Origin of the sequence: Acinetobacter sp. Colony158, assembly GCF_019264745.1 — a bacterium.
GTDB lineage: Bacteria > Pseudomonadota > Gammaproteobacteria > Pseudomonadales > Moraxellaceae > Acinetobacter > Acinetobacter ursingii.
This window is the reverse complement of sequence record NZ_CP078523.1, coordinates 2234755-2257358: the sequence shown is the minus strand read 5'-3', so window position 1 is coordinate 2257358 and position 22604 is coordinate 2234755. Positions and strand designations below refer to the sequence as shown.

At 40.6% G+C, this 22604-nt stretch carries 21 protein-coding genes; 5 read left to right on the top strand and 16 right to left on the bottom strand.

What is annotated here, in order from left to right; genetic code table 11:
- Positions 1 to 34 precede the first annotated feature (34 nt).
- The 8 genes from JR005_RS09250 to JR005_RS09215 form a co-directional block, all read right to left on the bottom strand.
- Positions 35 to 973, bottom strand: coding sequence for an FAD-binding protein (locus tag JR005_RS09250; protein ID WP_004987124.1), 939 nt, complete (start codon positions 971 to 973; stop codon positions 35 to 37).
- A 17-nt stretch (positions 974 to 990) separates the two neighbouring features.
- Positions 991 to 1740, bottom strand: a complete 750-nt coding sequence (locus JR005_RS09245; RefSeq protein ID WP_004987127.1) for an electron transfer flavoprotein subunit beta/FixA family protein — start codon at positions 1738 to 1740, stop codon at positions 991 to 993.
- Between the two features lie 426 nt (positions 1741 to 2166).
- The gene (gene xerA / locus JR005_RS09240) at positions 2167 to 3045 is read right to left on the bottom strand and encodes a site-specific tyrosine recombinase/integron integrase (protein WP_218665822.1); all 879 of its coding nucleotides are present in this window, start codon (positions 3043 to 3045) and stop codon (positions 2167 to 2169) included.
- Between the two features lie 45 nt (positions 3046 to 3090).
- Entirely contained in the window at positions 3091 to 3711 is a 621-nt protein-coding gene (locus tag JR005_RS09235; protein WP_218664946.1) for an alpha/beta fold hydrolase, read from the bottom strand.
- A 97-nt stretch (positions 3712 to 3808) separates the two neighbouring features.
- Complete coding sequence (dapF, locus tag JR005_RS09230; RefSeq protein ID WP_005005073.1) at positions 3809 to 4654, bottom strand: diaminopimelate epimerase; 846 nt, start codon at positions 4652 to 4654, stop codon at positions 3809 to 3811.
- Between the two features lie 6 nt (positions 4655 to 4660).
- Complete coding sequence (lysA, locus tag JR005_RS09225) at positions 4661 to 5911, bottom strand: diaminopimelate decarboxylase (RefSeq protein ID WP_218664945.1); 1251 nt, start codon at positions 5909 to 5911, stop codon at positions 4661 to 4663.
- Between the two features lie 24 nt (positions 5912 to 5935).
- A complete protein-coding gene (gene lptM / locus JR005_RS09220; protein ID WP_004987140.1) occupies positions 5936 to 6154 on the bottom strand; it encodes an LPS translocon maturation chaperone LptM in 219 nt (72 codons plus the stop codon).
- Between the two features lie 113 nt (positions 6155 to 6267).
- Positions 6268 to 7680: an amino acid permease gene (locus JR005_RS09215; RefSeq protein WP_004987143.1), complete on the bottom strand. Its 1413-nt coding sequence runs from the start codon at positions 7678 to 7680 to the stop codon at positions 6268 to 6270.
- 279 nt (positions 7681 to 7959) lie between these two features.
- Here JR005_RS09215 and radA point away from each other — a divergent pair, with 279 nt between their 5' ends.
- Together radA and JR005_RS09205 are read left to right on the top strand one after the other, a co-directional pair.
- A complete protein-coding gene (radA, locus tag JR005_RS09210; protein ID WP_004987144.1) occupies positions 7960 to 9348 on the top strand; it encodes a DNA repair protein RadA in 1389 nt (462 codons plus the stop codon).
- A gap of 106 nt (positions 9349 to 9454) precedes the next feature.
- The gene (locus JR005_RS09205; protein WP_218664944.1) at positions 9455 to 10462 is read left to right on the top strand and encodes a Tim44 domain-containing protein; all 1008 of its coding nucleotides are present in this window, start codon (positions 9455 to 9457) and stop codon (positions 10460 to 10462) included.
- 97 nt (positions 10463 to 10559) lie between these two features.
- Here JR005_RS09205 and epmA read toward each other — a convergent pair whose 3' ends face one another.
- From epmA to JR005_RS09175, 6 genes are all read right to left on the bottom strand, one after another.
- Entirely contained in the window at positions 10560 to 11555 is a 996-nt protein-coding gene (gene epmA, locus JR005_RS09200; RefSeq protein ID WP_218664943.1) for an EF-P lysine aminoacylase EpmA, read from the bottom strand.
- The gene (locus JR005_RS09195; protein WP_218664942.1) at positions 11552 to 12619 is read right to left on the bottom strand and encodes a 4-phosphoerythronate dehydrogenase; all 1068 of its coding nucleotides are present in this window, start codon (positions 12617 to 12619) and stop codon (positions 11552 to 11554) included. Before JR005_RS09195 ends, epmA begins: the two co-directional genes overlap by 4 nt.
- 140 nt (positions 12620 to 12759) lie before the next feature.
- Entirely contained in the window at positions 12760 to 13644 is an 885-nt protein-coding gene (locus JR005_RS09190) for a class I SAM-dependent methyltransferase (RefSeq protein ID WP_218664941.1), read from the bottom strand.
- A gap of 84 nt (positions 13645 to 13728) precedes the next feature.
- Positions 13729 to 15264, bottom strand: coding sequence for a flavin-containing monooxygenase (locus JR005_RS09185; RefSeq protein WP_218664940.1), 1536 nt, complete (start codon positions 15262 to 15264; stop codon positions 13729 to 13731).
- A 78-nt stretch (positions 15265 to 15342) separates the two neighbouring features.
- Positions 15343 to 16170, bottom strand: a complete 828-nt coding sequence (locus JR005_RS09180) for an SDR family NAD(P)-dependent oxidoreductase (protein ID WP_151721910.1) — start codon at positions 16168 to 16170, stop codon at positions 15343 to 15345.
- 61 nt (positions 16171 to 16231) lie between these two features.
- A complete protein-coding gene (locus JR005_RS09175; RefSeq protein WP_151723530.1) occupies positions 16232 to 17194 on the bottom strand; it encodes a metal-dependent hydrolase in 963 nt (320 codons plus the stop codon).
- A gap of 415 nt (positions 17195 to 17609) precedes the next feature.
- Between JR005_RS09175 and JR005_RS09170 the strand changes: the two genes are divergently transcribed.
- Positions 17610 to 18227 carry a TetR/AcrR family transcriptional regulator gene (locus JR005_RS09170; RefSeq protein WP_218665821.1) on the top strand — a complete coding sequence of 206 codons (618 nt, stop codon included), beginning with the start codon at positions 17610 to 17612 and terminating at the stop codon, positions 18225 to 18227.
- 9 nt (positions 18228 to 18236) lie between these two features.
- On the opposite strand, the gene JR005_RS09165 is transcribed toward JR005_RS09170, so the two are convergent.
- Positions 18237 to 18710 carry a MarR family winged helix-turn-helix transcriptional regulator gene (locus JR005_RS09165; protein ID WP_218665820.1) on the bottom strand — a complete coding sequence of 158 codons (474 nt, stop codon included), beginning with the start codon at positions 18708 to 18710 and terminating at the stop codon, positions 18237 to 18239.
- 61 nt (positions 18711 to 18771) lie between these two features.
- The gene (gene mhpT, locus JR005_RS09160) at positions 18772 to 19998 is read right to left on the bottom strand and encodes a 3-(3-hydroxy-phenyl)propionate transporter MhpT (RefSeq protein WP_004987178.1); all 1227 of its coding nucleotides are present in this window, start codon (positions 19996 to 19998) and stop codon (positions 18772 to 18774) included.
- A 251-nt stretch (positions 19999 to 20249) separates the two neighbouring features.
- Between mhpT and JR005_RS09155 the strand changes: the two genes are divergently transcribed.
- Both JR005_RS09155 and JR005_RS09150 read left to right on the top strand, forming a co-directional pair.
- Positions 20250 to 21089 (top strand): p-hydroxycinnamoyl CoA hydratase/lyase, encoded by an 840-nt coding sequence (locus JR005_RS09155; RefSeq protein WP_171063250.1) that lies wholly within the window; start codon positions 20250 to 20252, stop codon positions 21087 to 21089.
- A gap of 36 nt (positions 21090 to 21125) precedes the next feature.
- Positions 21126 to 22577 carry an aldehyde dehydrogenase gene (locus JR005_RS09150; RefSeq protein WP_218664939.1) on the top strand — a complete coding sequence of 484 codons (1452 nt, stop codon included), beginning with the start codon at positions 21126 to 21128 and terminating at the stop codon, positions 22575 to 22577.
- Positions 22578 to 22604 lie beyond the last annotated feature (27 nt).

Here is a 22604-nt window from a genome sequence, read left to right as displayed (position 1 = left end):
CAAGAGCGTTTTATCAACTTAACTCAATAACGAATTAAAGTTTAGATACCAATTCTGGTACAACAGTGTTCAAATCACCCACTAACCAGTAGTCAGCAACGCTGTTGATTGGTGCTTCTTCGTCTTTGTTGATCGCAACGATCACTTTAGAGTCTTTCATACCTGCCAAGTGCTGAATCGCACCAGAGATACCGATTGCCATGTAAAGATCTGGCGCAACGATTTTACCTGTTTGACCTACTTGGAAGTCGTTTGGTACGAAACCAGCATCAACCGCAGCACGTGACGCACCTTGCGCAGCACCAAGCTTGTCCGCTAATGGGTCTAGGACTTTATGGTAGTTCTCACCAGAACCAACACCACGACCACCAGAAACAACGATACGCGCAGCAGTTAATTCTGGACGATCAAGTTTTACAATTTCTTCATTTACGAAAGAAGAAACACCAGCGTCAGCCGCTTCACCCACAGTTTCAACCGCAGCAGAACCACCTTCAGCAGCAACTGGATCAAATGCTGTACCACGTACAGTACCAATGATCACAGCTTCATCAGATTGAACCGTTGCAATTGCGTTACCTGCGTAGATTGGACGCTTAAATGTGTTTGCAGATTCAACAGAAATAATATCTGTGATCATGCTGACATCAAGCAATGCCGCAACGCGTGGTAAAATGTTTTTACCTGTTGTAGTTGAAGCTGCTAAAACGTATTTATAGCCACCTTCTTTCACAACATCAGCAATCAGTTTTGCTACATTTTCAGCCAATTGGTTGGCATAAAGTGCATTGTCTGCAAGTAATACTTTGCTGACACCAGCCACTTTAGCAGCAGCATCCGCTACGGCTTGAGCGCCTGAACCAGCAACCAATACAGCAATATCACCACCGATTTTTTGAGCTGCTGCAACAACGTTTAACGTCGCACCGTTAAGTGCTTGGTTATTGTGTTCAGCGATTACTAAAATACTCATGATTTTATCCTTCTGTATTAGATCACTTTCGCTTCATTTTTTAATTTTTCAACAAGTTCGTCTACAGACTTCACTTGTACGCCAGCTTTACGCTCAGCAGGTGGCTCAACTTTAACAGTTTTAAGTTTAGTCCCTGTAGCAACACCATAATCAGCAGGTGATTTGGTATCAAGCGGCTTTTTACGCGCTTTCATAATGTTTGGAAGTGCCGCATAACGTGGCTCGTTCAAACGTAAGTCAGTGGTAATAATCGCAGGAAGTGTAAGCTCAACAGTTTGTAAACCACCGTCAATTTCACGAGTCACTTGAACTTTTCCGCCGTCCACTTTTACTTCTGAAGCAAAAGTACCTTGACCTGCGCCAAGCAAAGCAGCCAACATTTGACCGACTTGGTTTGAGTCGTCATCAATTGCTTGTTTACCTAGAAGAATAAGTTCTGGTTTCTCTTGATCTACAACACCTTTAAGAATTTTAGCAACTTCTAAAGCGCCAATTTCATCAGTTGTTTCAACCAAGATACCACGATCCGCACCGAGCGCCATTGCAGAACGAATTTGTTCTTGCGCTTCTTTAGGTCCAACAGAAACCACTACGATTTCAGATACTGTTCCTTTTTCTTTTAGGCGAACCGCTTCTTCCACTGCGATTTCACAGAATGGGTTAATTGACATTTTAACGTTAGTAAGGTCAACCCCACTATTGTCCGGCTTAACGCGAACTTTAACGTTGGCATCAACCACACGTTTTACAGCAACAAGAGCCTTCATGTAATCCTCGGCTGTTTCAGCAAGTAAATGTTGAGAAGAGTTATATTAACGCTTCATATTGAATTTTTTAGGTGCTTTATCTTGCAATGTGTTTGGCATTTCGGTCAAGTCACAATTACACCAACCATGCGAAAAAACACTAAAAAGGCTGAAATGGTCAGTTCATTGTTTTTTTCATTGATTGTTTCCCCATGAAATTGCAGCAGTTTTTATGATTTATTAATATTTGATTTATAATATGTTTTATTTTGATTTATTTCATCAGTCTGACTGATAGGCGACTTTTTTTGCATAGCTTTTATACAAAAGTACAAATTTATTCAATACTGACTCGTCAGATCAAAAATGTCAGTCCACAATTTTTAAAAACCTAAACATGTCGAAATGTAACAATAAAACATAATAGGTCGAGTTATCGCAAAATTATTACGCTCTCGGATGGGCTTTATCGTAAGTTTGCGCTAAATGATCAAAATCAATATGCGTATAAATTTGAGTCGTACTCAAATTGGTATGCCCTAACATTTCCTGTACTGAACGTAAATCACCACTAGCACTTAGCATATGACTGGCAAAACAATGCCGTAGTAGATGCGGGTGCAAATCGACATTCACCCCTGCGCGTTGTGCCTGAATTTTAACACGGGATTCAATTTGCCGCGGGGTCAGTGCACCGCCATGTTGTGAAACAAAAATGGGGCTATCTGGCAATACACGACCCTTCCAAATCGTATAGATTTTTAACCACTCGATTAAGCTTTGTTTAGCTTTGCTACCAAATGGAATCACCCGCGTTTTATTACCTTTACCAGTTACACGTAAAAGCTGTCGTTTAAAATCAAGATCATTCATTTTCAAACTTTGCAATTCAGCCAAACGTAAACCACTGGAATACAACAATTCAAGCATGGCTTTATCACGTATCCAGAGCTGTTGATCCTTGATTTTTTCAGGTGCAGGTTGATCCATTATTTGATTGACCGTTTCGATATCAATCATTCCGGGCAAAGGACGCGCTTTACGTTTAAGTTTAAAATCCTCAGTAGGATTCATATTGAGATAATTACTTTGCTGCGCCCATTTCATAAATTGGCGAATCGCTGACAACATTCGCTGAATACTACTACTACTCAAGTTGGATTGTTCAACTTTATAAGCCAGATATTCACGTAAATCTGACGCTTCTATCTCAATCAAATCTAGCTTTTTAACTTCACAAAACATAAAAAAATCAGTTAAATCGCGTTGATAAGCATGAATCGTGTGTTCAGACTGATTTTGAATGATACGCTCTTTGAGCCACATGTCGAGGAGTTGATGATTATTAATATTCACATCATTGCTCCTAGTTTAATATTCAGTGTTGGTATCAATTTGATTTAAATATAACATAATTTCTTTCGCCACTTGTTCAGCATAGCGATTCGCGAGATCATGTTCTCCACCTTGAATGATCTTGAGCTCGGCATACTGAAAAAGATCTTTCAGATATTGCCCGACAGTAACTGGACTTACCTCATCTTGGTCACCCCAGATCAGTAAAATTTTCTGCTGAATCTGTGCCAATTGAGCTTCATAATTTATTTTAGTGGTCATGAACCAGTCAGGATAATTTAAAAATTCTTTGGCATAACTTTGTCGCCAATCTGCAACGTTAAACTGGCTCAGGTCAATCCCTCCTGAAGTCGCAATCAAGACCAAACCCTGTATCAATTCAGGCTTTTGTAAAGCTGCTGCGACTGCAAAAATGCCACCCATAGATTGAGCAACCAAGATACATGGACGATCAATTTTATTGAGAACATAGTGCTGTAATTGTTCAAAGTTATGGACATCAGAACGAGCAGGTTCATTTGCAAAAGCAGGATAAGTAATGATTTGTGTCGTCATTTCTTCGGGTAAATTTTTAATGAGAGGACACCAAAATTCGGTACTGCCTGATGCGCCGGGTAGAAAAATTAAATGTGACATAAGTTGTTTAATATAATAAGTTATTCATTTTAATAGAAAATTAAAAATAAAAAGCACCGCTTGAAATAAGGATGCTTTTATTTTTTAAACCGATACATTAACTTTGAAAATAACGTAAATCCAAACGACCTTCATAGACGGTAGACGTTGGTCCCGTCATCCAAACCACTTCACCTTCACGCCAAGCAATTTGTAACTTACCGCCTGCCAGTTCAACTTCAACTTCATTGGCGAGTAAACCACGGCGCATACCACTGACTGCTGCGGCACATGCCCCTGTTCCACACGCTAAAGTTTCGCCCACGCCACGCTCAAAAACACGTAGACGTACATGTTTTTCATCCAGAATTTGCATAAACCCAGCATTAACCCGTTGTGGGAAACGTACATGCGATTCAACTTGTGGTCCAATGGTTGCAACATCCGCAGTTAATACATCTGGCACAATGGTCACAGCATGAGGATTGCCCATATTGACCACATCAATTTTCAGGCTTTGATCATTGGCAAGCTCAAGATGATAAAGTGCTTCGAACTCTTCCGTGACAAATGGAATTTCATTCGGAGAAAATTTTGGAAAGCCCATATTGACTCGAACTAAACCATTTGGTCCAAGTTCAGGTTCAACGATGCCCGCTTTGGTTTGCACCTTGATTTTGGTTTTATTGGTCAGTTGGCGATCATGCACAAAACGCGCAAAACAACGAACGCCATTACCACATTGTTCAACTTCAGAGCCATCTGCGTTGAAAATACGATATTTAAAATCTGCACTTGGAAAATCGGGCGGTTCAACTATCAGAAGTTGATCAAAACCAATCCCAAAATGACGATCAGCCATACGCTGAATGGTAGTAGTATCCAGATACGCGCGTTGGCTGATTAAATCAACCACGACAAAATCATTACCCAAGCCATGCATTTTTGTAAATTCAAGCAACATGATTTTTTACTCCTCAGGTAATAAACGTTCTTTATCCCATAATGATTCAATCGTTTCACGCTCACGAATCAAATGAGCTTGATCTGCATTCACCATCACTTCAGCAGCACGACCACGACTATTATAGTTTGAACTCATGACAAAACCATAAGCGCCTGCACCCAGTACAGCCAAGACATCATTTTCTTTTAGTGCCAACTTACGATCTTTGCCTAGAAAGTCGCCAGTTTCACAGATCGCACCGACCACATCCCAAGCTTTTTCATCAACGTCTGTATTGCTATCCACCGATTGGATATCCATCCACGCTTCATATAAAGATGGACGAATCAAATCATTCATCGCAGCATCAATAATCGCAAAATTACGATGATTGGTCGGTTTCAGCAGATCTACTTTGGTCAGTAATACGCCTGCATTGGCACTAATACTACGCCCTGGCTCCATGTACACTTTCAAGCCCAATTTTTGCAACGCAGGTTTTAACGCATTGGCATATTCTTCAACGCTTGGTGGTGTTTCATCTTTATAACAAACACCTAAACCGCCACCGATATCAATATGTTTGAGGTCAATACCCAACTTTTTCAAATCGTCAATCATTACGATCACACGATCGAGCGCATCCACAAAAGGTTTGGTTTCAGTCAGTTGTGAACCGATATGGCAATCAATTCCTACAACATCTAAATTGGATAAAGATGTCGCGTATTGATAAGTTTCATAAACTGTATCACTTGGAATACCAAATTTATTTTCTTTTAATCCCGTAGAAATATAAGGATGGGTTTTGGCATCGACATCTGGATTGACACGTAATGAAATTGGGGCTTTTTTACCCAGTTTTGCTGCAACTTTTTGAATGCGATCCAGTTCGGCATACGATTCAACATTGAAACAGGCAATCCCCACCTGCAAGGCTTTTTCAATATCTGCTTCTGATTTGCCTAAACCAGAAAATACGATTTTGGCAGGATCACCACCCGCTGCTAATACACGGGCAAGCTCGCCCCCTGTCACAATATCAAAACCAGCCCCAAGCTTGGCTAATACATTCAACACCGCAAGGTTTGAGTTTGACTTCACCGCAAAGCAGATTTGATGATCGATAAAATCAAAAGCACGATCCATATCCAGATAATGTTTTTCAAAAGCTGCTTTTGAATAAACATATAACGGTGTACCAAACTGTTCGGCAAGCTGAAGCAGTGAACATTGCTCAGCATGCAATATCCCTTGAATGCGGGAGAAACTCATGAATGTATCCTTATCTTTGAGACGTTAAGGGGATGGTGTAGGTTCTGAAGCTGAGGATTTTTCTTTTTCCTCAGTTGCATTTTTCTGAGCTTGTTGCTCAGCATCTTTAGATGAATACAGTAAATATTTGGCACGTTTGTCATAATTTGGATCAGAAGGTAAATGTAATGCACCTGATTGACCGCATGCCGTGAGCGCAGCACCGCTCAGTAATATACTGATAGAGCAAATGACTTTAAGCATCTGAACACCGAACTTTTACAATTCGGAGCAGTATAGCGTGATCATCTCAGCAGCTAAAGTCTAAACATAAAAAAACGCCAGTTTATACTGGCGTTCTATGGATTTATTCAGACCTATTTCTTTTTAGCAAAGAAATAACCTATAGCCAAAATAATAAACCAGATTGGACTAACTTTTAATGATTCAAGTGTGGTTTCATCCAAAGCAAGGAAATAGATGGTTGCAAGGAAGAATAAGATCACCACCCAACAGGTAAACACACCACCAGGTAATTTAAAGATCGATTGCTCATGTAGTTCTGGTCTATTTTTACGGTAATTAATATAACTCCACATAATAATAATCCATACACAGATAAACAAAATCGTAGATAATGTGGTCGCCAAAGTAAAAGCCGTTACTTCATCATTTGTACCTGTTTGTACCTTATAGATGTACTGAACAAATGCACCAATAAAGATACAGATAGAAGAGAAAATCAACGCTTTTGCTGGAACTGCTGACTTAGACAACATGGCAAAGAGTTTTGGTGCTTTTTGATCTGTTGAGAGACCAAACAACATACGGCTAGTCGAGAACACGCCACTATTCATGGATGACATTACAGAAGACAGTACGACCAGATTCATGATAATCGCAGCAGAGGCGATACCTGCTTGTGAGAAGATATTCACAAATGGACTGACTTTAGGATTGATTTGATCCCACGGAGTCACACACATCACCACAAACAATGCCAATACGTAGAAAATAATAATCCTAATTGGAATCGAATTAATCGCTTTTGGTAAGTTACGTTTTGGATCCTGTGTCTCCGCAGCCGTCGTTCCGACCAGCTCTACCCCAACAAAGGCAAAAATGGCAATCTGGAAACCTGCTAAAAAGCCATCTAGTCCTTTTGGAAAAAAGCCACCATGAGTCCAAAGATTACTCACACTTGCGGTCGTACCCGAAGAGTTGGTAAAGCCTGTAAAAATCATCCACAAGCCCACAGCAATTAACACAATAATTGCTGTGATTTTTACCATGGCAAACCAAAATTCCATTTCACCGAACAATTTTACCGTAACCAGATTTAATCCAAGTACAAATAAAATGGCAACGGTACTAATCAGCAACCCACCCAATGCCGTGAAAGACTCACCGCCATTGAAGAATTCTAGATAATAAATAATCGCGGATAAATCTGCGATCCCAATGGTGACCCAACACAGCCAATACGTCCAACCAACAAAATAACCCGCCCATGGGCCGATCAAATCAGTTGATAAATCAATAAAAGATTTATATTTAAGATTGGATAACAGTAATTCGCCCAGCGCTCGCATGACGAAAAACACCATGATACCGATTAAGCCATAAATAAAGAGAATAGAAGGACCAGCCAAACTAATGGTTTTACCTGACCCCATGAATAACCCTGTACCAATCGCCCCACCAATTGCAATTAATTGGAGATGACGGTTGGATAAGCTGCGTGAGAGTTCACCTTCTCCAGAATGTGAACCAAAATTTTCATTTGACATTGTTTTTTTTAACTCTCAAATTTTGTACTTTAAAATTAGCCTAAAACCATTAAAACAAAAAAGTTTTTTTAACTTATTGTTTTATTTTTTTGATAAATAACGCCTATAAGATGTTTTTTTAGACATACTTACTCCATTTTTAAGCTGTAATTGAACTTATCCCTGAGATTGCAGTTTACGTGCCAAAGTATTTTTTGGCGATATTTTCCTGCAAAATTTGTGTTTAAAGTTCCCAATTGTTACATTTCACTGATTTATTAATTCCAAGATGCACTGAATATGAGCAAAGTTAAAACGGTTTATCGCTGTGAACAATGTGGTACAGATCATCCCAAGTGGTCAGGTCAGTGCTCAGAATGCGGTGAATGGAATAGTTTGCTTGAAGTACGTGTTGAACCCGCTTCCTCACATCGTGCTAAACCTAAATTAGGCGGTTATGCAGGTCAAACTTCCGCAGTCACCATCTTAAATCAGATCTCTGTGTCGCACGAAACACGAGTTGCAACAGGAATTGGTGAGTTTGATCGGGTACTCGGTGGTGGGCTGGTGACAGGCTCAGTGGTGCTGATTGGGGGAGATCCCGGCATTGGTAAATCAACCATTTTGCTGCAAACTGCAACTTATATGGCGAGCAGTAATAGCTCTGCACTCTATGTAACAGGTGAAGAATCCCTATCTCAGGTTGCATTACGCGCCCAAAGGCTCGACTTACCGACCGATAAACTCAAGGTTATGGCTGAAACCTGTGTAGAACGGATATGTGAAATTTTGGCTCAGGAGCGCCCTGCCGTTGCCATATTAGATTCCATTCAAACTTTATATACAGAAACTTTACAATCTGCCCCCGGTGGGGTTTCTCAAATCCGTGAATCTGCTGCTTTACTGACGCGCTTTGCCAAACATAGCGGAACAGCCCTATTTATCGTGGGTCATGTCACTAAAGAAGGTGCTTTGGCTGGTCCACGTGTGCTTGAACATATGGTGGATTGTGTTTTGTATTTTGAAGGGCAATCAGATTCACGCTACCGTATGATTCGTGCGGTAAAAAACCGTTTTGGTGCAGTCAATGAACTGGGCGTTTTTGGCATGACCGATAAAGGTTTACGTGAAGTCGCCAATCCTTCGGCTATTTTTTTAAGTCGTTATGATGAAGCCATTCCGGGTTCTATTGTGATGATTAGTCGCGAAGGTACTCGCCCACTTTTAGTCGAAGTACAAGCGCTGGTCGATGATGCGCATGGTCAACCTCGCCGCGTCGCACTGGGTCTAGAACAAAACCGATTAAACATGTTACTTGCAGTGATGCATCGTCATGGTGGCGTTCAAACTTCTGGACAAGATGTTTATGTTAATGTGGTGGGCGGCTTAAAAATTACCGAAACAGGTTCAGATTTGGCAGTCCTTTTAGCCTGTGCGTCTAGCTTACGTGGTAAAGCCTTACCACAACAATTGGCTGTATTTGGAGAGGTTGGATTATCGGGTGAAATACGCCCCGTTCCAAACGGTCAAGAACGTTTAAAAGAGGCCGCCAAACATGGATTTAAATATGTCATTTTGCCGCGTGGCAATGCTCCGCAAAAGACCGTTGATGGGGTACAAATTATTGCGGTTGCAAGGTTGCACGAAGCATTAACAGAAGCCATGCAACTAAGTGACGAGTTAAATTAAATCGTCCGATATGATTTGACATAAAAAAACATATTTTTGTTATTGAAATTCGTCAAGAAAGCCTGCATAAATACACTTGTAAATTGAATTTATATAGGAATTTTCGATGGAAGTACGACAGCGTAGTTTATTGGCAGGTGTTTTAATGGCCGCTCTGGTCGTTGCACCGCTTGCTGAAGCAAAACGTGCAGGTGGTGGCAAAAGTCATGGTATGTCACGTTCAGCCGCTCCAAGCCAGTCTTACCAACAACCTCGTCAAGTGACTCCAGCACCTCAAACTGCTCCAGTTGGAACGCCTCAACGTTCTGGCCCAGGTGTTGGTTCAATGGTTGCTGCGGGTGTGGCGGGTGCTGCTGTGGGTGCCGTTGCTGCCAATGCGCTGGCGGATGACCGTCATTCAACTTCTCCTGAGCAACAAGCCACTCAACAGGATGCAGCAGCTCAGCAGGCAAAAGCTGAGCAAGAAAAGAAAAGTGGCATCCCGGGCTGGATCTGGATTATCTTGATTGCTGCGATTGCTTTCTTTATTTTCCGTAGATTTAGCAATAAGCAAAAAGTTGCTGGCAATAATCCGTTTGCGCCAAACAATAGTGGAAATGCTGCACCATTTGGACAAAACACATCGACAAACCGCGCTAATTCTGGTGATAACACCAATATTTTTGGACAAAGTGTCGGTGGCAACGCAAATACAGCACCATCTTCTGCACCGTTTGGTAGTGCTTATACCAACAGCGGTAGTCAGCTTCCCGATGGAACAGAACCTGCAACTTTCTTACGTGTTGCACGCCAGCGTTTTAATCATATTCAATCGGTGAACTCTGCTAGCAATATTGAAGAAATTCGTCGTTATTTGACACCAGATCTTTATAGCTCGATGTATAACGACATCATGGCGAATCAAGATCAGGACGTTGCTGAGTTTAGTAACTTAAATGCAATGGTGGTCGATAGCACAACGGAAAATGGTCAGTATGTGGTCAGTGTTCGTTTCACAGGTACAGTAAGTGAAGACCTGAATAGCTTACCGCAACCCTTCTCTGAAATCTGGCACTTTGTTAAGCCAGCTGGTTCAAGTGAAGATTGGAAAGTGGCTGGGATTCAGCAAGACTAACGTTTCGCTAAAAATAAAGTAAGCCGCATCAGCGGCTTATTTTTTATCTGTGATCTTAATATTAATCATCAGATACGTTATTAAAATCACACTTTTACTACGCTATTTCTGCTGGAAAAGCAATCACCTGATCAATACGCATGTTTTCTGTTGCGATCATCAGTAAACGATCAATCCCCAAAGCAATACCCGAACAAGCAGGCATATGTGGTAAAGCCGCCAAAAGATGTTCATCAAGTGGCATTTCGGCTAAGCCTTGTTGCTTACGTTCAAGATTATCTGCTTCAAAACGCTGTCTTAATGTTTGTGCATCCAATAATTCATCATAAGCATTGGCCAGTTCTAAACCTTCAATATAAACCTCAAAACGTGCTGCAACCTGTTCACCGTCATCATCAATACGCACTTTAGCCAGTGATGCCATTTCTGGAGGAAAATCAGTTAAAAATACGGGCGTATCAAAGCCCAGACTCGGCTCAACAAAATGCGAAAATAATAAATCCATATAGGCGAGTCGATCATCGCCCAAATCTAGCGTCAGCCCGACGCGTCGCGCGGTATCTTTTAATTGCTTTAGATTGGCTTGCAATGGATTAATATCTAGACGATCCTGAAAAGCATGTTTATAACTGAGTATCATCGGGCGAATTTCATCAAAACGGTGCTTTAAACATATTTGCAATAACTCAGCCGTTTCATGCATGAGATCTTTTAAATCAAAGTCGGGGCGATACCATTCCAGCATCGTAAATTCGCTGTTGTGCTTTCGTCCATGTTCATCATCACGAAATACTTTACAAATCTGATAAATCGGGCCACTGCCACTGGCCAGCAAACGTTTCATGGCAAATTCAGGCGAGGTTTGTAAATATTGAATACGCTCTTTACCTTCAATATGGCGTAATGCACGAACGGATGCCAAATGCACATCGGTTACCCCTGCCTGAGAAATAATCGGGGTTTCGACCTCTAACACATCACGCTCTGCAAAAAATGTACGAATAGTCTGATACAGTTTGGCACGTGCTTTAAGTGCTTCAATCGAACAGGTCGGTTGATACGTTTTTAAATTTAAATCCGACTTTTGACTCATGCCACAGGCCCTCCATACGCAGCCCATTCACGGCGCAATGGATATTCTTTTCGTAATCGATCAAAAGCTTGTTGATCAACTCGCCCTTCTTTGACACAAGCACGTAAATTTTGATCGTCGCGCTGAATATCATAAATCTCTGTTAAATATCGTTGTAAAACTTGTTTTAATGATGAATCTTTAAAGTATGCTTCACAGAGAGGAAGCTCAGATTCAAATGTTTTTTCGGCTTTAAAACCAAAATGCTGACAAAAAGCCTGATACACCATTTGTGTACCACGCGCTTTACCTTCCAAACTGTAACCTGCAATATGCGGTGTCACCAAGCTAACTAAATCTAACAGTCGCTCAGAAATGACAGGTTCATGTTCAAACACATCCAGCACCACTTGACGCTGCGTTTTTTGAATATTTTCAATTAAAGCCGCTTCTTCAATCACAGGCCCGCGCGCACTATTGATTAAAATAGTTTGGTTTGAGAGACGAGCGAGTCGTTTGGCATTGATTAAATGATAAGTCGGATAATCGCCTGTTTTGGTGAGTGGAACATGGATTGAAATGGCGTTGCTACGTTGTAGTAATTCATCCAATGAAACATTTTCAATCTGATCAAGCTGCACATAAGGGTCATAGCCAATAACGTGCCAATCCAGCAATTTTGCCATGTAAGCCAAACGACGTCCGACATTGCCCAAACCAATAATACCTAAGGTAAACTGCTGTTCTTGTTGTAAAAGCTCTGGTCTTAAATGTAATAACGCTGTAATGACATATTCCGCCACCGCTTGAGCATTACATCCCGGTGCATTGCTCCACGCAATGCCTTGTTGTTGCAGTGCATTAATATCCATGTGGTCTGTACCAATAGTCGCACTGCCTACAAATTTTAATGCGCTATGATCGATTAAAGCATGATCGACTTTGGTCACAGATCGAATAATTAAAGCATCGGCATCTTTGACATCTTCATGCTGCAAATGTCGACCACCACGATGTTCAACTTTGCAAAATTCAGAAAAAAAATAGTCGGTAAATGCCAGATTTTCATCTGCAATCATCTTCATATGCTGTTCCAATCACTCACTGGCATTTATCATAACCTGTCACTCGGCACGTGACTACGCTCATCATTTATAAATCGAATTTTTTACCAGCATCCAATTTTAAATTTTTCTGCTCAATGAATTATGAAATCTATATTTGCTTATTTCTTGTTTGGTTCTAATATTAAATGCAGCATATGGGTCGCAGTGGTATGTCTGATGTGATCTGGTCGGGCATGAAAATAACGTTCTGATAGAGCATCGCCAGATAAATCTTCAAGTATTTGAAAACCCATTTGATTCACGAGATCATGCAATTCTAATGAATTAAATTGCCCCATCAATGGTTCGCGTAAGATTTTTGTGAATTGAGCAACGGCTTGAGTTCCTATTTTTTCAATCCCCCGAAGTGAATCAAAATCAATCGAATAATCCAGAACGATTTCACTTTGCTTGACTGCAAAATTGGCGATACTACTTAAAGTCTGTAAGGTGGTTTCAGGCTGTAAATAGTGTGTTGTACCCAGCCATGAATAAAAAGCAGGACGATCTTGCGCATAGTTACTACGAGCTAGAACCTCTCCCAAAGCTTCTTTTTCAAAATCGATTGCGACAAATTCGACATTGGTAGGAATATCACCCAGTTGTTTGAGCTTTTGTATTTTTAAACGCTGTGTATCGGGATGATCAACCTCAAAAATTTTTAAATCTGGATACTCTTGTGCCAAACGTAAGGCAAATGAATCTAAGCCTGCCCCAACAAGCACATATTGATCCATTCCCTTTTCAATCGCCTGTTGCAATTGATCTTCAGCATAACGCGAACGCCCCACGACCTGCGCTGTTAACAACCCTAACGTTCGATTCAATGCTGGTGAGTTAAAGATTCTATTCACCAAAGGCAAGCTTAATAACCTTTTCCACGCTTTATTGGTCATTTCAAATGCGTAGGCATCGGCAAAAATCGGATCATGCGCGAATAGATAATGATAGGCGCGTAATGCCGCAGCGGCTTCTGCGGTACGACTCGACTGTCCTTGTTTCATGTCATCTTCCTTTGAAAACTAAACCAAAATAAAAGCAGTCGATTGAAAACAATAGACTGCTTCATTTGAAAATAAACCAGAAAATTAAGCGTCTACTTTACTTTTACTTAGCTTGGTTTGGTAAGTCACTTCATAATCGCGTAGGTTCAAAGTTTTTAAACGCTGTTTTAATTTTTTTAACGACCACGGCCATGCGGCAAAGTTACGCCCATTGGCATCCAAATAATAGCTTTTACAGCCACCAGCGTTAAAGACTGTGGTTTTTAAATGCTTTTGCACCAATTCATTATGCGCATGGATGACTTGGGGTTTAACACTTAATTTGGCGATATTGTGTTTTTTGATTTTTTGCAAACCATCGACAATATAATCTAATTGCGCTTCGGCTAAGCCAATAAATGAATCGTAAACCAATACGTTTGGCCCGAGTACCAAAAACGCATTCGGTACATTTTCAATATTGGTTCCTAAATACGCTTCAGGAGAACTACTTTTCCAAAGATCATTTAAACATTCCCCTTTGTCATTATAAACACGGCGACCAATAGGAGGATGAGAGACTTCAAAGCCTGTTCCCCAAATAATCACGTCCACCTCATGACGTTCACCATTGGCAGCAATTACCGTATTGCCTTCGACTTTGACCAAACCTTGTGGAATCAAATGAGTATTCGCCGCTTGTAAAGCTGGATAGTAATTGTTGGCAAATAATAAGCGTTTACAGCCAATGGTAAAATCTGGTGTCACATTTTTGAGTAATTCAGGATCTTTTACCTGAACTTTAAGCACTTGTTTAAATACCTCACCGACAGGCTTTAATACAGAAGGATTACGTAAACCAAAGTTAATGGCATTCAGAGATTGTGCTACGGTTTTACGCCAAGTCGATTGAATCAGTGGAAATTTTTCAATTACAGATTTACCAAACTCACCCAGTTGCATATCTGGTTTTGGCACGACCCAAGGCGCAGTACGCTGAAAAACAAAGAGTTCTTTTGCTAAAGGTTGAATTTGTGGCACAAATTGAATCGCTGAAGCACCTGTCCCAATCACGGCAATACGTTTATCGGTTAAGTCATAGCCATGCTTCCACTTCGCAGAATGAAACATTTCGCCTGTAAAGGTTTCGATACCCTCTAATTTTGGAATTTGCGCTTCGGTAATGGGTCCTGTGGCAAACACCACAGTCCGAGAAAGATACTGTCCTTTATTGGTATCGAGTACCCAGACATTACGTTGATTGTCCCAAGCCGCTTTTTCAAGTTCAGTTTCAAATTCAATTTTTTCATGAACATTAAATGTGTGGCTCACTTCTTCTAAATAACTGAGAATTTCAGGTTGACGCGCAAATAGATGACTCCATTTGCTACTTGGTGCAAATGAATAAGAATATAAAGCTGATGGTACATCGCAACCGCAACCCGGATAGGTATTTTCACGCCATGTTCCGCCTACACGATCTGCTTTTTCAATAATTTTGTAATCGGTATAACCGACTTGGTCGAGTCGAATCGCTGCTGCAATTCCTGAAATACCAGCACCGACAATAAACGTGTCATAAATATGCTGGGGTAATGCTTTGCTTTCAGCCGAGTTTAATTTTTTTGCTTGAGCTGTCATTTACAATATCCTTGTACTTGAAAAATAGATCTTTTAAAACGGCATTTGACCGAATTCTTATCTAAATTTCATCGTTGGTTATTTCATTAATCTGTAGGAAGTCCCTAGAAATTTTGCATAAAGATTGGGTGCTGTACGTTTCATCAACCAAAAAAGCTTGGCATCGAACTGTGGAATGGTATAAAGCTTGTTGCGATCCAAACGATCCAGCGTCAGTTTTGCGACTTTGTCACTGGTGGTAAATGCCAGATGGGTCAGTGCATAATCCAGAATGCCTTTATGCGGGACTTTCCCATTTTTTATAATGTTGGTGGGTACTAAGGTTGGGCACAGTACATTCACCTTAATATCAAACTTTTTAAGCTCAGCAGACAATGTTTCTGATAATGCTCGAACCCCTGCTTTACTGACGTTATACACTGTCATTTCTGGCGCCGCAGTATAAGAAGCTGCTGAGGCTACATTGATAATGGCACCATATCCAAGTTGCTTAAACTTAGGCACAAATGCACGACAGCCATGAATCACGCCCCATAAATTGACATCCATACACCATTGCCAATCTTCCATCGTCATTTCATCAAACTTACCACCCAAACCGATACCAGCGTTATTAATGACCAGAGTGACTGGATTTTTCAGTAACTTCTCGGCTTGTTCAGCCAGTTCCGATACCTGTTCAGCTTTCGCTACATCACACTGCACAGAAAATGCAGTCGCGCCCAGTTGTTCAATCAGACTCACTGTTGCTTGAGCTGCCTCCAGATTGATATCTGAACACACCACAGTACCGCCACGACGGGCAAGCTCTAATGCAAAACTACGTCCAATACCGCTGCCTGCGCCTGTCACAACAGCATAAGACTGTTGGCTTGGCTTTTTATTTTTTGAGCCAAATAATTTCATGGCATATCCTTTTTCCTGTCAGCATCTTGACTGAACATCTCTTTGTTGAATAACGCAGGACTTAATGACGTACTGGTGGTGTAAATGTTTTGATCAGATAAGGCGCAATCGCCCCGCCTTCGGAGAGTAGTTTGTCTTTGTAATATTCGAGATAAGCCGATGTGTCATGGTCATTCGGATGAAAATCGGGACGTAAATAATCAAATATCTGCCCTATAGTGCTACCAAATACACCATCTTTAGGACTAAAAATGAGGCTCACACCCCGACCTGCATCTTTCCAGAACTTTCGGGTCAGCACATCTTTTGGCTTACGAAATAAAGGTACAAATAAAGTCGAAAATGGAATTAAACCTAAAATCGTCCCCAATGCGATAAAGAATCCAGCAGCGCGAAGTGAATAATTACCATTGAGCAGCTGATAAACATCATAAGCAATGTCTTTATGCTCAGATTCTTCCAGCATGTGCCACATCCACATAGCGCGGGTTTTGGCATCATCAGAATAATAAAAATTCTTTTCATGCTTCATCATGTATTCGGCAAGCACCGCGGTAAAATGTTCAATTCCCGCCATCATGGAAAGCTTAAGCGGCTGGGGAAATTTTAAGAAAATATTGTCAAAGAATTTTTCGCCCAGAAAACGATATAAAGCAACGGGATAATTAATGGCTTCGTGTGCAATCGCATCATTAAACTCATTGTGTAATTTGGAATGAATCGCTTCTTGTCCAATCAAAGAAGTTACACGCTGTTTGAGAACAGGATCTTTTACCATATCTCGGTGAAAACGAGCTGTTTCAATAACTAAGTCTTCACCATAAGTCAAAAATACAGAAAGCGTGGCGAAAAAAATCGTGGCAAACTGATTATTCATATAAAATGACATATCAATTTCCTGACCTTCAAATCCAATGGCTAAATGACGAATTGGAATGGTCTGTTTCAAAGCATAATCAGGTTGTTCAAATTTAGGCGATGATTTGAAAGCTCGGACTGATTTTTTTACTGCGGTCGTGATCATGGCGACACCTACTTAAAGCATTCAATTTGTTACAACATTCAATATTTACCAAGTTCAATGATGCAAACTGAAATATTGTTCGCACTTTACTAACCATTTCATCCTAATCTGATCTTATGTTCGGATTCAATTCGGGTCTAAATTGCTGAGCTTATCTGCAAAAATCAAAGCGATTAAAATGAATACCCCACTTAAATTTCCATAACATATTGTTTTTATTAAGAGCAAAATTATAAATTAGCAAAAAATAATCGCAATAATGAGCTTTTAAGCAAATGACATCATGCATTTATTAATCTGGATAAAATTGGATAAAATTCAGAATTTTTTGCTGTTCGGATTTATGTTTTTTAATTTGGTAAATATGGCCCGACATGATAACTTGAATAAATATTCGGATTTTAAGGATGTGATGTTGAGTACACGCAAACCGCGCCAGACTCGCGCTAAAGTCACGGTGGATACCATTATCGAAGCAGGTTTTATCTCTGTGGCTTTGCATGGCACCAGTGGTACAACGACTCGACATATTGCAGATATCGCAGGCGTGAGTGTGGGTTCACTGTATGAATATTTTAAAAACAAAGAAGAAATTTACGATGCGATGGCACATTCTTTTGTGCAGGAAATTCTGGAGATGATTCAAAATCTCACTCCGATCATTATAGATATGGAGCTAGAATCGGTCATTGAACTTATTTTCTATACCTTTCGGGACTTATTGACTCAAAATAATGAGCGCTATTTGATTTGTTTACGTTATGCCAGCGAACTGAAATATGATAAATATATCAATCAGATTGAACGTGAACTCATGAATATTGTCATGAAATACATGATGAATAATCCAAAATATCTGAAAGTCAATAATCTGGCGGTCACAGCCTATGTCAGCATCAATAGCGGAATCTTTAATATTGCCCGCCATTTAATTTTGCCAAACCCCTATATCACTTTTGATGAATTGGTGCAGGGGTTAAAAACCATGATTATGAGCTACATCAATGTAGAACTGGCAAAAAGTGAACGCTAAACGAAAGTGTCACGTTTGGCGATCGTCGACTGTGGTACTTAGGTTTTTCACCATAATTTCCAGATTATTGCGAATTAAATACGCCAAATGAATATCGACACCCTGTAACATCTGATGTTCCAGTTTTTCAACAATTTGATTACATGCTGCCAATTTTTCCAGACCTTTTCCAGTGACGGTCAATAAAATACGACGACCATGCGTTGGATCTGGTGTTTTTTCGATCCAGTCATTGATCAGCAAATCTTGTAAAATTTTATTGGCAGATTGCGGCTTAATAAAAGAACGCTCTGCTAATTGTGCATTTGAAAGATTCGGCTTCGCCGCCAAAACTGATAAAGCGGTAAATTGCGGCAAACTAATATTTAAATCTTTGAGATGTTCGGTGAGATGTTTACTAATGATTCGATCCACACGGGCAATCATATAGCTGAGTCTTGGTTCATCTTCTCGTTTTTTTTCAACTGAACTTGAGTTTGGCATCATGTTTGATCATCAAAATTTAAAGAAAGTATGAAGCCCTGCCCCATACTTTTCATTTTACTTAAGTTGTACTTTGGCTATGTGCTAACTGTACTGCCTGTTTAGGCTTTCTGACAAGCAGCAACGCAGAAATTGCAGCAATCAAAATTACAGGGATACTTGAACCAATGACGATTGTGGCACTTTGCCCTAATGATAATAAAAATCCTGCAAACAATGGCCCTGCAAATGAACCAATTCGTCCAATGGCAACCGCAGCGCCAACACCCGTACCTCGCATTTCGGTTGGATAATACATCGCAGCTAGTCCATAAAGTGCAGATTGACCACCGACAATAAACAAACCACAACCCACCGCAGAAAGTGCCAGTAAAGCGACTGTTGGAGAAATCGATAAACAGCAAAGCGCGATCAAGATTCCTGCATAAATAAATTTGATGACCGTTGCCATGCGCATTTGATCCAATAACATCCCCATCAGGATTGATCCGAAAATTCCCCCTATGTTATAGCCCATTTGTACATAGTTAGCTTCTAGTTTGGACAGTCCTTGTGCGCCCATGAGTAGCGGCAACCAGTTCAGCAAAAAATATAAAACCACGAGTGTACAAAAGAAACTGACCCAAATTTGCAAGGTCGACATGCGTCTTTCTTTGGCAAATAGCACTTCAAAAAAAGGCGTTGGTGCTTGTGTTTTTTGTTGCAAATAACTTTTTGACTCGGGTAGATACTTCATCAATAACGGAATTAACAAGATAGGCGCAATACCGCCCACATAGAAAATATGTCGCCATTCGCTATCGCCTGCTAACAACATTGCAACCACCGAAGTCAGCAATCCACCAAAAGGGATCCCGCTATACATAATACTGACTGCGGTCGCTTTTCGATTTTCAGCGACAGCTTCAGAAGCCAAAGTGATCATCATCGGTAAAGCGCCGCCCATGCCCAACCCTGTAAAAAAACGAATAAGTAAAAGCAAAGTATAATTTTCGGCATAGGCGGTGAGTAAAGACATCACACCAAAAATGAGAATACTCAGAATTAAAATTTTCTTACGTCCAATAATATCGGCCAGTCGTCCACCAATAATTGCACCAGGCAAGGTTCCAATAATAGCAGCACTAAATGCCCAAGCCATTTGAGCATTATCCAACATAAACTCCGCACGCATACGTGGCGCTGCTACACCCATTGATTGAAGATCAAAACCTTCAAAGATTGCGATGGCAAAACAGAGTAGTAAAGTCAGTTTCGCCCTTCCTGACGGATTCAATACTTTATCCATAGTCCTTTCCTTATTTAGACCATATTTCCATGACATTTTTTATTGTGTAGTGTTTAAAAAACACCGTTAAAATATCAGTTAAGCTTATAAAAAAATCAATAGTATTTTATAAATATTTTTTAATTTAAATTTTTTATTTATATTTTTCATATAATTATGAAAAAAATTAAATATTTCTCAAAAAAGACTTGAATGTAAGTTTAACTGATATTAAATTAAACCCAGAACAACACCATTGTCATTCAAGGAGAATACACATGACATATGAAAAACGCTGGGAAACCGTTGATGTACAACTTGAAAATGGTATCGCATGGGTCATTTTAAATCGTCCCGAAAAGAAAAATGCCATGAGTCCAACCCTTAACCGTGAAATGATTGATGTACTTGAAACACTCGAACTTGATCAAAATGCCAAAGTTTTAGTTTTAACAGGTGCTGGTGATTCTTGGACTGCGGGAATGGATTTAAAAGAATACTTCCGTGAAGTAGATACACAACCTGAAATTTTTCAAGAACGTATTCGCCGTGATTCATGTCGCTGGCAATGGCAATTACTCAGAATGTACTCAAAACCCACGATTGCGATGGTGAATGGCTGGTGTTTTGGTGGCGGTTTCTCTCCATTAGTGGCATGTGATCTTGCGATTGCAGCAGATGAAGCAACTTTTGGACTATCTGAAATTAACTGGGGTATTCCACCGGGCAACCTTGTGAGTAAAGCAATGGCAGATACTGTCGGACACCGTGCATCGTTATATTACATCATGACTGGTAAAACCTTTAGTGGCAAAGAAGCCGAGCAAATGGGATTAATTAATAAAAGCGTTCCATTAGCTCAACTTAAAGCGGAAGTCACTGAATTGGCAAACTGCCTGCTTGAGAAAAATCCTGTAGTATTGCGTACCGCCAAAAATGGTTTTAAACGTTGCCGTGAACTGACTTGGGATCAAAACGAAGACTATTTATATGCCAAACTGGATCAGTGTAACCACCGTGATACAGAAGGTGGTCGTGAAGAAGGACTGAAACAATTCTTGGACGAAAAATCGATTAAACCGGGTTTACAGAGCTATAAGCGTACTGGTTAACTTTTGATTTTTATTGGCTATGTAAGGACACAACCCATGCAAAATGTACAGTTACTCATCCACGGTCAATCGCTTGACGCATCTAATGGCGCAAGCTTTGAACGCATCAGCCCGATTAACGGTCAGGTTGCTAGTATTGCATCTGCCGCAACGCTTGAAGATGTTGACCGTGCCATTGAATCGGCGCAACAAGCTTTTCAGATTTGGTCAAAACTGTCTCCAACTGAACGTCGTTTACGCTTATTAAAAGCAGCAGATTTAATGGATCAACATACTGATCAATTTATTCAGATTGGGATGCAAGAAACAGGATCGACTGCGACTTGGTATGGGTTTAATGTGCATCTTGCCGCCAATATGTTGCGTGAAGCTGCTGCCATGACCACTCAGATTGATGGAAGTCTGATTCCCTCGGATGTTCCGGGTAATCTGGCGATGGGGATTCGTGTTCCATGCGGTGTTGTGGTTGGAATCGCACCGTGGAATGCACCTGTGATTTTACCCACTCGTGCTTTAGCAATGCCGCTTGCCTGTGGTAATACCGTCGTATTAAAAGCATCTGAAGCCTGCCCTGCCACGCATCGTCTAATTGGACAGATTTTAAATGAGGCTGGATTAGGTGATGGCGTGGTCAATGTCATTACCCATGCCCCAGAAGATGCGCCACAGATTGTTCAGCGTTTAATCGAACACCCTGCGGTAAAACGAATTAATTTTACGGGTTCCACCAAAGTTGGGAAAATCATTGCAGAAACTGCGGCGAAATATTTAAAACCAGTGTTGCTAGAACTTGGTGGTAAAGCACCTGTTGTCATCTTAAATGAAGCTGATCTGGATGAAGCAGTCAATGCCGTTGCATTTGGTGCCTTTTTTAATCAGGGTCAGATCTGTATGTCGACTGAACGAGTGTTAGTGCAACAGGGTATAGCCGATCAGTTTATTGAAAAACTCATTGCAAAAACCAAATCACTAAAAGCTGGCAATCCGACTGATCAGCAGAATATGTTGGGTGTGTTAGAAAGCCGTCGAGCTGCCGAGCGTATTCAACATTTACTCGAAGATGCTCAAAGTAAAGGTGCAGATTTACCTTTGGGCATTCAAGTTCAAGACACCACCATGCAACCTACACTGGTACTAAATATTCAGCCTGAAATGTTGTTATACCGTGAAGAATCTTTTGGGCCTGTATGCACAGTACAACGCTTTGAGACGCTTGAAGAAGGTATTGCACTGGCCAATGACAGTGAGTTTGGTTTGTCATCTGCTGTATTTAGCCAAAACTTTGCTCAAGCCTTTGAAGTCGCTAAACAGATTGATTCGGGGATTTGTCATATTAATGGTGCCACTGTACATGATGAAGCACAAATGCCATTTGGTGGAACCAAATCGAGCGGTTATGGACGTTTTGGTAGTAAAGCTTCCATCGCTGAATTTACCGAATTGAGATGGATCACGGTTCAAACCCAATCACGGCACTATCCGATTTAAAGGTTAATTTAACTGAAGCGGTTAAAT